This window comes from Pseudomonas sp. R3-41 (genome assembly GCF_054161485.1).
This window is the reverse complement of record NZ_CP096421.1, coordinates 1,008,589-1,022,036: the sequence shown is the minus strand read 5'-3', so window position 1 is coordinate 1,022,036 and position 13,448 is coordinate 1,008,589. Positions and strand designations below refer to the sequence as shown.

At 60.6% G+C, this 13,448-nt stretch carries 12 protein-coding genes; 6 read left to right on the top strand and 6 right to left on the bottom strand.

Annotated elements, in window-relative coordinates:
- Positions 1–95: 95 nt before the first annotated feature.
- The 5 genes from glyA to M1D99_RS04565 all read left to right on the top strand — a co-directional run bounded on the left by glyA (position 96) and on the right by M1D99_RS04565 (position 5,276).
- Positions 96–1,349 carry a serine hydroxymethyltransferase gene (gene glyA, locus M1D99_RS04585; protein WP_039593914.1) on the top strand — a complete coding sequence of 418 codons (1,254 nt, stop codon included), beginning with the start codon at positions 96–98 and terminating at the stop codon, positions 1,347–1,349.
- Between the two features lie 207 nt (positions 1,350–1,556).
- Entirely contained in the window at positions 1,557–2,087 is a 531-nt protein-coding gene (locus M1D99_RS04580; RefSeq protein WP_434574235.1) for a hypothetical protein, read from the top strand.
- Positions 2,088–2,483: 396 nt separating this feature from the next.
- Complete coding sequence (locus M1D99_RS04575) at positions 2,484–3,797, top strand: C4-dicarboxylate transporter DctA (protein WP_458131434.1); 1,314 nt, start codon at positions 2,484–2,486, stop codon at positions 3,795–3,797.
- A gap of 59 nt (positions 3,798–3,856) precedes the next feature.
- Entirely contained in the window at positions 3,857–4,561 is a 705-nt protein-coding gene (locus M1D99_RS04570; RefSeq protein WP_186730503.1) for an FCD domain-containing protein, read from the top strand.
- A gap of 22 nt (positions 4,562–4,583) precedes the next feature.
- A complete protein-coding gene (locus tag M1D99_RS04565; protein ID WP_186730502.1) occupies positions 4,584–5,276 on the top strand; it encodes a GntR family transcriptional regulator in 693 nt (230 codons plus the stop codon).
- A gap of 140 nt (positions 5,277–5,416) precedes the next feature.
- Here the strand turns inward: M1D99_RS04565 and yjiA are convergent, their stop codons facing one another.
- The 3 genes from yjiA to M1D99_RS04550 form a co-directional block, all read right to left on the bottom strand.
- Positions 5,417–6,385 (bottom strand): GTPase, encoded by a 969-nt coding sequence (gene yjiA, locus M1D99_RS04560; RefSeq protein ID WP_434576353.1) that lies wholly within the window; start codon positions 6,383–6,385, stop codon positions 5,417–5,419.
- Positions 6,386–6,538: 153 nt separating this feature from the next.
- Positions 6,539–6,736, bottom strand: coding sequence for a YbdD/YjiX family protein (locus M1D99_RS04555; RefSeq protein ID WP_434574232.1), 198 nt, complete (start codon positions 6,734–6,736; stop codon positions 6,539–6,541).
- 15 nt (positions 6,737–6,751) lie between these two features.
- Complete coding sequence (locus M1D99_RS04550; RefSeq protein WP_434574230.1) at positions 6,752–8,818, bottom strand: carbon starvation CstA family protein; 2,067 nt, start codon at positions 8,816–8,818, stop codon at positions 6,752–6,754.
- A gap of 158 nt (positions 8,819–8,976) precedes the next feature.
- Between M1D99_RS04550 and M1D99_RS04545 the strand changes: the two genes are divergently transcribed.
- Positions 8,977–9,333, top strand: a complete 357-nt coding sequence (locus M1D99_RS04545; protein ID WP_434574228.1) for a PilZ domain-containing protein — start codon at positions 8,977–8,979, stop codon at positions 9,331–9,333.
- A gap of 207 nt (positions 9,334–9,540) precedes the next feature.
- Here M1D99_RS04545 and radA read toward each other — a convergent pair whose 3' ends face one another.
- The 3 genes from radA to katB all read right to left on the bottom strand — a co-directional run bounded on the left by radA (position 9,541) and on the right by katB (position 13,190).
- The gene (radA, locus tag M1D99_RS04540; RefSeq protein WP_030140305.1) at positions 9,541–10,908 is read right to left on the bottom strand and encodes a DNA repair protein RadA; all 1,368 of its coding nucleotides are present in this window, start codon (positions 10,906–10,908) and stop codon (positions 9,541–9,543) included.
- A 41-nt stretch (positions 10,909–10,949) separates the two neighbouring features.
- A complete protein-coding gene (locus M1D99_RS04535; RefSeq protein WP_434576350.1) occupies positions 10,950–11,477 on the bottom strand; it encodes an ankyrin repeat domain-containing protein in 528 nt (175 codons plus the stop codon).
- A gap of 171 nt (positions 11,478–11,648) precedes the next feature.
- Positions 11,649–13,190 carry a catalase KatB gene (katB, locus tag M1D99_RS04530; RefSeq protein ID WP_458131433.1) on the bottom strand — a complete coding sequence of 514 codons (1,542 nt, stop codon included), beginning with the start codon at positions 13,188–13,190 and terminating at the stop codon, positions 11,649–11,651.
- Positions 13,191–13,448: the final 258 nt, after the last annotated feature.

Here is a 13,448-nt window from a genome sequence, read left to right as displayed (position 1 = left end):
CCATTCGTCCAAGACATGACGCCCTTTCATATGCCTTCCAAAACCGGTTGAGGTAGAATGCCCCCCTTTTCTGCCCCCGATCCTTGAGGACCGCCATGTTCAGCCGTGATTTGACTATTGCCAAGTACGACGCCGATCTCTTTGCCGCCATGGAGCAAGAAGCTCAGCGCCAGGAAGAGCACATCGAGCTGATCGCTTCGGAAAACTACACCAGCCCCGCGGTGATGGAAGCTCAAGGCTCGGTACTGACCAACAAGTACGCCGAAGGCTACCCAGGCAAGCGCTACTACGGTGGTTGCGAGTACGTCGACGTGGTCGAGCAACTGGCCATCGACCGCGCCAAGCAACTGTTCGGCGCCGATTACGCCAACGTCCAGCCACACGCGGGCTCCCAAGCCAACGCCGCCGTGTACCTGGCGCTGCTGTCGGCCGGTGACACCATCCTGGGCATGAGCCTGGCCCACGGAGGTCACCTGACCCACGGCGCCAGCGTTTCCTCCTCCGGCAAGCTGTACAACGCCGTCCAGTACGGCATCGACGGCAACGGCCTGATCGACTACGACGAAGTCGAGCGCCTGGCCCTCGAGCACAAGCCGAAAATGATCGTGGCCGGTTTCTCCGCCTACTCCCAGGTCCTCGACTTCCCGCGTTTCCGCGAGATCGCCGACAAGGTCGGTGCCTACCTGTTCGTCGACATGGCCCACGTTGCCGGCCTAGTCGCCGCAGGCGTCTACCCGAACCCAGTGCCGTTCGCCGACGTGGTCACCACCACCACCCACAAGACCCTGCGCGGTCCACGTGGTGGCCTGATCCTGGCGCGCGCCAACGCCGACATCGAGAAGAAGCTGAACTCCGCCGTCTTCCCGGGTGCCCAGGGTGGCCCGCTGGAGCACGTGATCGCAGCCAAGGCGATCTGCTTCAAGGAAGCCCTGCAACCTGAGTTCAAGGCTTACCAGCAACAAGTGGTAAAAAATGCCAAGGCCATGGCCGGCGTGTTCATCGAGCGCGGCTTCGACGTGGTGTCCGGCGGTACTGAAAACCACTTGTTCCTGCTCTCGCTGATCAAGCAGGAAATCTCCGGCAAAGACGCCGACGCGGCGCTGGGCAAGGCGTTCATCACCGTCAACAAGAACTCGGTACCCAACGACCCACGCTCGCCGTTCGTCACTTCGGGCCTGCGCTTCGGCACCCCGGCCGTGACCACTCGCGGTTTCAAGGAAGCCGAGTGCAAGGAACTGGCCGGCTGGATCTGCGACATCCTGGCGGACCTGAACAACGAAGCGGTCATCGACGCCGTGCGTGAGAAGGTCAAGGCGATCTGCAAGAAGCTGCCGGTATACGGCGCTTAATTAGCTCGCCAACGCGTAGCCAAAAAGGCCCGCACCGAAAGATGCGGGCCTTTTTTATTGGCGTGTAAAACTCACGATCAAACAACTAAGACCCGTAAACAATTAACGTCCTGCAATACAGACAATCCCACAAGCCATTAATAACTCAATAAGATCCAGCTCGCCGCACCCCAAACTTCATTAATCAATACAGGAGTCAATATTCACATGGACAGTGAACATTCCTTTCATGCAACGCTTGATATGTTTAACGCTCACGTCAACTTACTGGAAAGGCTGCATGGCATCCCCGCGCTGGCGACCGTCAGTGCTTTCAGCGGTGGCTTTTTTACCGGCGAACCCCAGACCCAAGATCACTCACACCTGCTTGGCATGCATACCGAAGAGCCGAGGACGCGTGGCGAGCCCTTGCGACTGCATTTCCGGCATACCGCGGGCGGCTATCTCCTGACCATAAAAAACACCGGCGATCACTACAACAAACTAATTAGCAAAAGTTTATTCGAAATACTTGGCGCAGAAGACCCAAACATTAAAAAACCAACACGCTTCACCCTTCTCGACTTTCAACAGAATGTCATCACGCCGGAAAATATAAAGTCCGGTCACACCCGTATTTCGCTCCTGACCGCCAATAAAAAATATGTAGGAGGATTAAGATTGCGCGGCTCGCCTTACCTCTATCTTGCCGAGACGGAAGAACAGTCAAAAGCGATGTTCATTCTTAGTATCCTTTGAGAAAAGTACGCGTCGCACTCTTTTACACTTAACAACCAGATTGTGGCGGGGGAACCGGGCTGCCATGTAGGAGCTGCCGAAGGCTGCGATCTTTTGATCTTGATCTTTCGCTCGCGACCCAATTGTCCGGGACAAGATCGCAGCCTCGTTGCACTCGACAGCTCCTACGCAGCGGCATCTGCGGCAACTTTTTTTAAGCCAAGAAAACGCTCAAGCACAGGGCTTTCATCGCAACTGGTAAGACCGGTCAAGCCAAATCGCCGTAGCCGGGCTTGCATACCCACGAAAACAGCGCCTAGACTGCGCCTGCACTGGACAAACCGGTAAGACCACAATAATGAAGTCCCGACGCCAGCCCCTCTGGCGAACAAGGACACCGAACCAGGAATCCCTCCCATGCTCAAATGGTGCTCGCGGTCGATCTTCCTTCAAGTTGTCCTCGGACTGGTGCTCGGCATCGTCTGCGGGCTTACCCTTCCCGAATACTCTGCACAGCTCAAACCCCTCGGCGACGGCTTTATCAAGCTGATCAAGATGCTCATCGGCCTGATCGTGTTCTGCGTGGTGGTCAGCGGCATCTCCGGCGCCGGTGATCTCAAGAAGGTCGGGCGCATCGGCCTCAAGTCGGTCATCTACTTCGAAGTCCTTACCACCATCGCCCTGGTCATCGGCCTGGTCCTTGCCTTCAGCACCGGCATTGGCAGCGGCGCGAACATCCACCTGGAGCAGCTCTCCAGCTCGGACGTGAACGACATCGCCCAGCGTGGCCAGCACCTGGTCACCACTACGCAGTTCCTGATGAACCTGATCCCGACCTCAGTGATCGGAGCGTTCGCGGAAAACAATATCCTGCAGGTGCTGCTGTTCGCCGTGCTGTTCGGCAGTGCATTGAACCTCGTGGGTGACGCCGCTTCCGGTATTTCACGGCTGATCAACGAACTCAGCCACGTGATCTTCCGCATCATGGGCATGATCGTGCGCTTGGCCCCTATCGGCGTGTTTGGCGCCATTGCCTTCACCACCAGCAAATATGGCCTGGACTCGCTGCAGCACCTGGGTAGCCTCGTCGGCCTGTTCTACCTGACCTGCATCGCGTTTGTCGCCGTGATTCTCGGTCTGGTGATGCGCGCATCGGGCCTGCCGATGCTGCCGTTTCTCAAATACCTGCGCGAAGAGCTGCTGATCGTCCTCGGTACCGCTTCGTCCGATGCCGTGCTGCCACAGATCATGCGCAAGCTCGAACACCTGGGGATCGGCAGCTCCACCGTGGGCTTGGTGATTCCAACCGGTTATTCGTTCAACCTGGATGGCTTTTCGATTTACCTGACCCTGGCGATTGTCTTCATTGCCAACGCCACCGGTACCCCCCTGGCCCTGAGCGATCTGTTGACCATCCTGTTGGTGTCGCTGATCACTTCCAAGGGCGCCCATGGCATTCCCGGCTCGGCATTGGTAATCCTGGCGGCGACGCTGACCGCGATCCCGGCGATCCCGGTGGTGGGCCTGGTGCTGGTGTTGGCCGTGGACTGGTTCATGGGCATTGGCCGGGCCCTGACCAACCTGATTGGCAACTGCGTGGCCACCGTGGCGATTGCCCGCTGGGAGAAAGACATCGATGTTCCTCGGGCGCGCAAGGTGCTGTCCGGCCAACAAGGCTATACCTTTCAACCCAGAAAACCGGTGGGCAGCGCCCATCACCAGCAATTCTGAAAGACGGCGATGCCGGCCCGCGAGCCGGCATTGCCTGATTGATTTCCAAGGAGTCACATGTGATCAGCTCATCGACCGTCGTCAATTCCGTGGTGGAGAAACTCCGCGCCGCCCTCGCCCGGGGCCAGTGGCGCTCGGGGGACATGCTGCCCGGCCAGCGCGAACTGGCCGAGCAAATGGGCATCAGCCGGCCCAGCCTGCGTGAAGCGGTGATCGTCCTGGAGACACTGGGCCTGGTGCGTTCGATGCCCGGCAAAGGCGTCGTGGTATTGGAGGCCAATCTCAACGATACCGTCAGTGAAGGCAGCGCCATGGCCGGCGCGAGCCTGGAAGACCTGCTGCAACTGCGCTACACCCTGGAGCCCTTCATCGTCGGCCTCGTGGCCCAGTCCATCAGCAGCAAGGAAGTCGGCCAGTTGCGCCTGACCCTCATGGACATGCGCGAAGCCCTGGAAGCCAATGACAGCGACGCCTGTGCCAACGCCTACATCGCTTTCCATGAAGAACTGTTTGCCCTGACGTCCAACCCGATCTTCCAGAGCGTGGTCCAGCAGACCAGCAACGCCCTCAAGCAAAGCGCCGATGTGTTGCGCAACTCGCCCGAACACCTGGCCGAACGCCTGGAAGAAAACGAAGCCGTGGTCCGTGCCATCCGTGGCAAGAACAGCGCCCAGGCCAGCGCCGAAATGCGTCGGCACATTCTCCGGGAAGGCCAGCGCATGGGCATCGAATTGAATATTCCGGACGACAGCCTCGGCACTTGAGCCTGGGCCTGCGGAGACCGCCATGAACACTCTCGTTTCCCATCAACATAACCGCAACGTACTTGCCGCCCTGCCCCTGCCCGGCCGGATCGGCAAACCGTCGGTGGACGATATCTACCCGCGGATCTTCGACGCCATCCTCGAACAACGCATTGCCCCGGCCAGCCGCTTCACCGAGGAAAGCCTGGGAGACGTGTTCGGTGTCAGCCGCAGCATCATTCGCCGCGTCCTGGCGCGCCTGTCCCACCAGCAAGTGGTGATACTGCGGCCCAACCACCGACCCCAGGTCGCCGCGCCAGATCTGGAGCAGACCCGGCAGATCCTCCACGCTCGCCGCCTGGCCGAGCAGACGCTGGTGCGCCTGGCCTGCCAGGCGCCGCGACCGCAGGATCTACGACGTCTTCGGGATCTGGTAGAACAGGAACAGCACTGCCTGGACCGCGGCGAGCGTGGCCCGGCGATACGCCTGTCCGGCGAGTTTCACCTGCAACTGGCCGCCATGGCCGGTAACGCGCCGTTGCTGCAATTTCTCGGCAGCCTGGTGCCGTTGACCTCGTTGGCCCTGGCGCGACACGAGGTCAAGTCGCGCCGACATTGCGCCTGGCAGGAACACTTGGCGATCGTCGACGCCGTGGAAGGTCGCAACGTCAACGAAGCCGTGCGGCTGATGGACGAGCACCTGGACCATCTGGAGCAAAAACTGCTGATCAAATAGCTGTTGTGGCGAGGGAGCTTGCTCCCGCTGGGGGGCGTAGCCGCCCTCGCTTTTTGGCGGTTGCTGCGCAACCGAGCGGGAGCAAGCTCCCTCGCCACGAAAAGCGCTTCAGGCAGACGTTTTGACGAACGCAGGCATAGTCAAAGCAGCGCCGCTTCGAATCCGGCGCGGATCTTCTCTTCAGGCAGTTCGTCGGCGATGAACACGATCACGCTTTCCCGGGCTTCGTCGGGGGCCCATTCGGTGTCCCAATCGAAACCGTACAACTTGAGCACGCCTTGGAACACCAATCGACGGGGTTCGCCCGCGATGTTCAGCACGCCTTTGTAGCGCAGCAGTTGCTTGCCGTGTTCTTCCAGCAGTTGGTTCATGAACTCGCTGAGCTTGTCGATATCCAGCGCCTTGTCGGTGCGCAACACCAGGCTGCTGATGCGATCGCCCGGGGTGGCCTTGCCCACCGGTCGCAGGCTGAACCCTGCGCCCAGGTCCGCATTGAGGTTGAAGCCGCGAATGTCGAGCAACTCGGCCAAGTCGATCTGGCCGTGCTCGACCACCCGGATCGGCGCCCGCCGATTGATGCGTGTCAGGCGTTCGCCAAGGGCCTGGACTTGGGCGGCGTCCACCAGGTCGGTCTTGCTCAGCAGCAGGCGATCGGCAAACCCGACCTGGGCCTGGGCGATGGCCTGGGTCAGGTGGATGTCGGCGTGAGCGGCATCCACCAACGTCAGAATGCCGTCGAGGATATAACGCTCGCGCAGGTCCTCGTCGATGAAAAAAGTCTGCGCCACCGGGGCCGGGTCGGCCAATCCGGTGCATTCGATCACCAGGCGATCGAAAGCGATTTCGCCGCTGTCCAGCCGCTCGAGCAACAGGTACAGGGCTTTTGTCAGGTCGGTGTGAATGGTGCAGCACACGCACCCGTTGGCCAGGGTCATGACTTGCACCGGCTCGTTGCCCAGCAGTTGGGTGTCGATACCGGCATCGCTGAACTCGTTCTCGATCACGGCGATTTTCAGGCCGTGTTCGGCCTTGAGCAGATGGCGCAACAGCGTGGTCTTGCCGGCGCCCAGGAAGCCACTAAGGATGGTGACCGGGATGGGAGAGGACAACATGATTCTCCTGTTTCGAAATTAAAGAAAAGCACAAACCAATGTGGGAGCGGGCTTGCTCGCGAAGGCGGTGTGTCAGCCACATCAATGGCGACTGACCCGACGCCTTCGCGAGCAAGCCCGCTCCCACATGGGGGTTGGGTTCAGCTCAAGTCAACAGCACTTGGGCCCACCCTTGCCGCCGTAACGGGCCTCCTGGCGTTCCCGGAAGAACGTCTCGTAGTCCATCATCGGCTTGTCCGGGTGCTTGGTTTGCATGTGCTCGACGTAGTTGTCGTAGTCGGGCATGCCGACCATCAGGCGCGCGGCCTGACCAAGGTATTTACCCAGGCGACTCAAGTCATTGAACATCGTTGCAATCCTCTATCAAGCGTCCGGCAGGGCCTGGAATGGTGCTTCTTTGTCCGTGCGTTCTTTCGTGCCCCAGGCGGCGATGCCAACCTTGAGCGCGTAGAACAGGATGCTGAAGACCACGAACAGGAACAACACCGTCAGCGTTGCGTTGGTGTAGGCGTTGAACACCACGTGCTGCATCTGCTCGATGCTCTTGGCCGGGGCCAGGATCTGGCCGGCGGCCAGGGCATCGTTGTATTTGCGCGCCAGGGCCAGGAAGCCGATCGCCGGGTTGGCGTCGAACAGCTTGATCAGGCCCGCGGTGGTGGTGCAGATCAGCAGCCAGCTCGCCGGCAGCAGCGTGACCCAGACGTAGCGCTGGCGCTTCATCTTGATCAGTACCACGGTGGCGAGCATCAGGGCGATCCCGGCCAGCATCTGGTTGGAGATGCCGAACAGCGGCCACAAGGTGTTGATGCCGCCCAGCGGATCGATCACGCCCTGGTACAGCAGATAACCCCACAGCGCCACGCAGCCGGCGGTGGCGATCAGGTTGGCGGTCCACGATTCGGTGCGCTTGAGGGCCGGCACGAACGAGCCAAGCAGGTCCTGCAGCATGAACCGTCCGGCACGGGTGCCGGCGTCCACGGCGGTGAGAATGAACAGCGCTTCGAACAGGATCGCGAAGTGGTACCAGAACGCCATGGTGTTCTCACCCGGCAGCACCGAGTGCAGGATCTGCGCGATCCCGACCGCCAGGGTCGGCGCACCGCCGGCACGGGCCAGGATGGTGGTCTCGCCGATGTCCTTGGCCACCGCTTGCAGCGCATCGGGGGTGATTGCAAAACCCCAGCTGCTAACGGTCTGGGCCACGGCCACCACGTCCGAACCGACGATCGCCGCCGGGCTGTTCATGGCGAAGTACACGCCCGGCTCGATCACCGAAGCGGCCACCATGGCCATGATCGCCACGAAGGACTCCATCAGCATGCCGCCGTAACCGATGTAGCGGGCGTTGGTTTCGTTATCCAGCAGCTTGGGCGTGGTCCCCGAGGAGATCAGCGCATGGAACCCCGAAACCGCGCCGCAGGCGATGGTGATGAACAGGAACGGGAACAGACCGCCCTTCCACACCGGCCCGGTACCGTCGGTGAACTGGGTCAGTGCCGGCATTTTCAGCTCGGGCATGGTCACCAGGATGCCGATCGCCAGGGCGACGATGGTGCCGATCTTGAGGAACGTGGACAGGTAGTCCCGTGGCGCCAGGATCAGCCACACCGGCAGCACCGCCGCGACAAAACCGTAGCCGATCAGCATCCAGGTGATCTGGATCCCGGTGAAGGTGAAGGCCTTGGCCCAGACCGGGTCGGCGGCGATCTGCCCGCCCAGCCAGATCGAACCCAGCAGCAACAGCACGCCGATGATCGAGATCTCGCCGATGCGGCCCGGGCGGATGTAGCGCATGTAGATGCCCATGAACATCGCGATCGGGATGGTCGCCATCACCGTGAAGATGCCCCACGGGCTCTCGGCCAGGGCCTTGACTACGATCAGCGCCAGCACCGCGAGGATGATGATCATGATCAGGAAGCAGCCGAACAGCGCGATGGTGCCAGGAATGCGGCCCATTTCCTCGCGCACCATGTCGCCCAGGGAGCGACCGTTGCGGCGGGTGGACAGGAACAGGACCATGAAGTCCTGCACCGCACCGGCCAGCACCACGCCGGCGATCAGCCAGAGCGTGCCGGGCAAATAGCCCATCTGCGCCGCCAGCACCGGCCCGACCAACGGCCCCGCGCCGGCAATGGCCGCAAAGTGGTGGCCGAAAAGGATGTGTTTGTTGGTCGGGACGTAGTCCAGGCCATCATTGTTGAGCACGGCGGGGGTGGCCCGGCGCGCATCGAGTTGCATCACGTTGTTGGCGATGAAGAGGCTGTAGTAGCGGTAGGCGACCAGGTAGATGGCCACGGCGGCGACGACGATCCAGAGGGCGTTGATCGCCTCGCCTCGGCGCAAGGCCACGACGCCCAGGGCGCTCGCGCCTATGACGGCCAGCAGTAGCCAGGGCAGATGGCGTAGCAGGCTATTATTGTTTTTCATTTTTATATTCCAGCCAGGGTGGACAAGAAAGACAGCCACTGGAGTTTAGCGCTAACCCGGGCAAAGGCCATACCCGACATTCGTCTGTCTGTTGCCGAACGGTGACGATGCGCTCCCAGTTCGGTCTATAGTCAGTGAATCTCCAGAGGGAATGCGTAATGAGCGAACGTCGCCGCTTCGTACGAGTTGAATTCCATGCCAGGACCGAACTGAGCCAGGGCCCGTTTATCTGGCCGGTGGAGTTATTGGATTTATCCCTCAAGGGGCTGCTGATCACAAAACCCGAACCCTGGCTTGGCGATCCCGACCAACCCTTCATGGCCGATATCCATTTGAGCCCTGACGCGGAGATCAAAATGGAAGTTCGGTTGGCCCATGATGACCATGGTCACCTGGGCTTCGTTTGCGAACATATCGACCTGGCTTCCATCGCACATTTACGCCGGTTGATAGAGCTGAACCTGGGCGACCCTAAGGAGCTGGAGCGGGAATTGAAGGCTTTGATCCATATTTGAAAAGCCCCGCCGCAGCCCCCGTGTGCACAGCCCCCGCCCTGTGCACGATCCCCCGTGGCGAGGGAGCTTGCTCCCGCTGGGCTGCGTAGCAGCCCCAAAAGCAGCGACTCCACCAACCTGACACATCGCAATGCATATTTGAGGGGCTGCTGCGCACCCCAGCGGGAGCAAGCTCCCTCGCCACGGAGGCCTGCATCCGCCTCGACATTATTCGAACAACGCATCCAACGCCTGTTCCAGGCGTGTCACCGCAATGATCTGCAACCCCGCCGGCGCTTCCTTCGGCGCGTTCCCCTTGGGCACGATGGCGCGTTTGAAGCCGTGCTTGGCGGCTTCCTTGAGCCGCTCCTGCCCGCTGGGCACCGGTCGCACTTCCCCCGACAACCCGACTTCACCAAACACCAACAGATCATGGGGCAGCGGCCGGTTGCGCAGGCTGGACATCACCGCCGCCATCAACGCCAGGTCGGACGCGGTCTCCAGCACCTTGACCCCGCCCACGACGTTGAGGAACACGTCCTGATCGTGTGTCGGGATCCCACCGTGTCGATGCAACACCGCCAGCAGCATGGCCAGCCGGTTCTGATCCAGGCCCAGGGTGACCCGTCGTGGGTTCGCCAAGTGACTGTCGTCCACCAGCGCCTGCACCTCGACCAACATCGGCCGGGTCCCTTCCCACGTTGCCATGACCACGCTACCGGGGACTTCTTCCTGGGCACGTGTCAGAAAGATCGCCGACGGGTTCGAGACTTCTTTCAGGCCCCTGTCGGTCATGCCGAACACCCCCAGTTCGTTGACCGCGCCAAAGCGATTCTTCACCGCCCGTAGCAAACGCAGGCGCCCATCGGATTCGCCTTCGAAATACAACACGGTGTCGACCATGTGCTCCAACACCCGCGGTCCCGCCAACGCACCTTCCTTGGTGACGTGGCCCACCAGGAAAATCGCCGTGCCGCTCTGCTTGGCGTAGCGCACCAGCAACGCTGCGCTTTCACGCACCTGGGACACGCCGCCCGGGGCCGACTGCAGTTGTTCGGTGAAAATGGTCTGGATCGAGTCGATCACCATCACCTTGGGTTTTTCCAGGCGCGCCGTGGCGATGATGGTTTCGATGCAGGTCTCGGTCATGACCCGCAACTGGTCCTGGGGCAAGCCCAGGCGTCGGGCGCGCATGGCGACCTGTTGCTGGGACTCTTCGCCCGTGACGTACAACGCCGGCATGCGCGTGGCGAGGTTGCACAAGGTTTGCAACAGGATGGTGGATTTACCAATGCCCGGATCGCCACCAATCAGCACCACCGAGCCGTCCACCAAGCCGCCCCCCAGCACCCGGTCCAACTCACCGGACGCGGTGGAGAAACGCGGGATTTCTTCAACGCTGACTTCGGCCAGGGTCTTGATCTGCGCCTGTTGGCCGGCCCAGCCCGTGCGCCCGGTAGGAGCCGCCGCGCCGCCGCTTTCCACCATGGTTTCGGTCAGGGTGTTCCAGGCTCCGCATTCACTGCATTGGCCGGCCCACTTGGGGAAGGTCGAGCCGCACTCGGTGCAGCCGTACATGCGCTTTGCCTTGGCCATCTCAACTCCGGGGTAAAAACCGCGATGATAGCAGTCGGGCTTTATCGCGGGGCCGGCATTCTGATTTCACCGTTGGCCAGATTCGTCGCGGTATTGCCCAACGGATCCCTGGCCTCCAGGTCGGCGCCCTTGGCCTTCAAGGCATCGAGCAACTCGCCACGCTTGAACAGGCCGGCATACATCGCGGCGGTCTGCCCCGCGCCATTGCGTTGGTCCGGGCTGCAGTCGGTGGACAATAAACGACGCGCAATCTGCACTTCGCCTTTAAAAATGGCACCCATCAGTGCGGTATTGCCACGCTTGTCCTGGGCGCAGGCATTGGCCCCCGCGGCCAGCAACCGCTCCACCGCCGGACCGTGGCCGTGGTAGGCCGCCAGAATCAGCGCGGTGTAGCCCTTCTCATCCCGGGTATCCAGCGAGTAACCGGCCTCGATAAACGTATCGAGCATCGGCACGTCGCCTCGGCGAGCGGCGTCGAAATAGTAACTTTGCAGTTGCTCCTGCACCGCCGCCGGTTCGGTGGCTATTGGTTGATCGGCCAGTACATTCACTGACCAGGCCACAAGCATCGATAAAAGCCATTTACCCATCATGACGTCTCCTCTGGCATATGACTGGGGGAGCATGGTTGTGGGAGCAAGGCTTGCCCGCGATGCAAACGACTCGGTCTGATTCCAGACCCAACGCCGCTTCGCGAGCAAGCTTTGCTCCCACAGGTCATGCACCTGCCTGACTGTGGATCAGTCGCTCAGTTTTTCCGCCAGCGCCTTGACCCGGGCCAGGTCGCCTTTGGCAACACGGGCCACGCCAGTGCCGTATTCAGGATCGGCTTTGTAGAGGAACGACAGGATGATGTGCTTGCTCTCGTCATCGGTGGTCGCCAGCGAGCCACCAAAGCTTTCGATCAAGTCATCACGCTCTTTCTTGTTGAACGAACGATACAGATCACCGGCCTGCTTGAAGTTCTGCTCGCGCTGGATCTTCGCCTGCTGGGTGCTGCCGCTCAGCGCGGCCTGGCTGTAGCGTGCCGCTTGCGGTTCTTCGCGAGGCGTCAGGCGGCTCGGTTGGTAATTCACGCCGGTGCTGGTGCTGCCCGGGTTCATCGCGCCGTCCTGGTTGCCGTTGTTCACCGCCACCTTGGGGGCGTTGATCGGCAACTGCAGGGCATTGGCGCCTATCCGGTACATTTGCGTATCGGCGTAGGAAAACACCCGTCCCTGGAGCAAACGGTCCTCGGAAGGCTCGATGCCCGGCACCAGATTGGCCGGCGCCATGGCCACCTGCTCGGTTTCCTGGAAGACATTCGCCGGATTACGGTTCAAGACCATTTGCCCGACCTTACGCTCAGCCACACCCGGCCAGATCTTGGTCGCGTCCAATGGATCGAAATCAAACTTGGCAAGGTCCTGCGGATTCAACACTTGGACGTACAAGTCCCACTTCGGGAAGTCGCCCTTATTGATATGGCTGACCAAGTCATTGGTCATGTGGCTGTAATCTTGACCCTGAACTTTCACAACTTCTTCCGGATCAAGATTTTTCAAACCCTGCAAACTTTTCCAATGAAACTTCACATAATGAACTTCACCCTTGGCGTTAACCAATTTGTAGGCATGCACACCATTACCGTCCATTTCACGATAACTGGCGGGCGTGCCGGCGTTGGAATACAACTCGGTCAGGGTGCGGGTCGACTCTGGAACATGGGAAAAGAAGTCGAACCGGCGCGAATCATCGTCCAGGTTGGTCCGCGGGTCGGGTTTGAAGGCATGAACCATGTCTGGAAACTTGATGGCATCACGAATGAAAAAGGTCGGGAAGTTGTTGCCCACCAAGTCCCAGTTACCGTCGGCGGTGTAGAACTTCGTGGCGAAGCCACGGGGGTCGCGCAGGGTTTCCGGTGAATGATTACCGTGCACCACGGCCGAAAACCGCACGAACACCGGGGTCACCTGGCCTGAGGCGAACACCTTGGCCTTGGTCAAGTCGCTGAGGTCGTCGGACACCGTGAAGGTGCCGTGGGCACCGGTACCGCGGGCATGCACCACGCGCTCGGGGATGCGTTCACGGTCGAAGCGTTGGAGCTTCTGGATCAACTGCACGTCTTGCAGCAGGGTCGGACCGTTGGGACCTGCCGTTTGCGAATTCTGGTTATCGCCGACCGCCGCACCGTTGTCCCGGGTCAGGGTGGCCGCATTGACAGACAAGGATAGAAGGCTCGCGGTCAGCACAAAAAAAGCGCGGCGATGGGAATAAGCCCCGTGGCCAAGGGAAGTGTTCATAGCATGTTCCTCTGATGTTATAGAGCGCATCCATGTGCGCCATCCAGAGGCTAGTGCCGGAAAAAAGAAAACCTAAATAGAAATGCCGTACCGTGCCGATAGAAAAAACGTTATAGGGCTCGGGCCTGAAACCGCGTATCGCGCGCGATTGATGGCACTTTGTAAACTTTTCCTCCCCGCTCAGGTCGATAACGGAAGCTTTGTAAGCAAGCGTTTCGAGCAAGACCCGTTGGGCTGACTTACACTGCCACTCATCTT

Bases quoted from the DNA above. Each gene is read 5' to 3' on its own strand.
- glyA (WP_039593914.1), top strand. From the start codon at position 96: ATGTTCAGCCGTGATTTGACTATTGCCAAGTACGACGCCGATCTCTTT.
- M1D99_RS04580 (WP_434574235.1), top strand. From the start codon at position 1,557: ATGGACAGTGAACATTCCTTTCATGCAACGCTTGATATGTTTAACGCT.
- M1D99_RS04575 (WP_458131434.1), top strand. From the start codon at position 2,484: ATGCTCAAATGGTGCTCGCGGTCGATCTTCCTTCAAGTTGTCCTCGGA.
- M1D99_RS04565 (WP_186730502.1), top strand. From the start codon at position 4,584: ATGAACACTCTCGTTTCCCATCAACATAACCGCAACGTACTTGCCGCC.
- M1D99_RS04555 (WP_434574232.1), bottom strand. From the start codon at position 6,736: ATGTTCAATGACTTGAGTCGCCTGGGTAAATACCTTGGTCAGGCCGCG.
- M1D99_RS04550 (WP_434574230.1), bottom strand. From the start codon at position 8,818: ATGAAAAACAATAATAGCCTGCTACGCCATCTGCCCTGGCTACTGCTG.
- M1D99_RS04545 (WP_434574228.1), top strand. From the start codon at position 8,977: ATGAGCGAACGTCGCCGCTTCGTACGAGTTGAATTCCATGCCAGGACC.
- radA (WP_030140305.1), bottom strand. From the start codon at position 10,908: ATGGCCAAGGCAAAGCGCATGTACGGCTGCACCGAGTGCGGCTCGACC.
- M1D99_RS04535 (WP_434576350.1), bottom strand. From the start codon at position 11,477: ATGCTTGTGGCCTGGTCAGTGAATGTACTGGCCGATCAACCAATAGCC.
- katB (WP_458131433.1), bottom strand. From the start codon at position 13,190: ATGAACACTTCCCTTGGCCACGGGGCTTATTCCCATCGCCGCGCTTTT.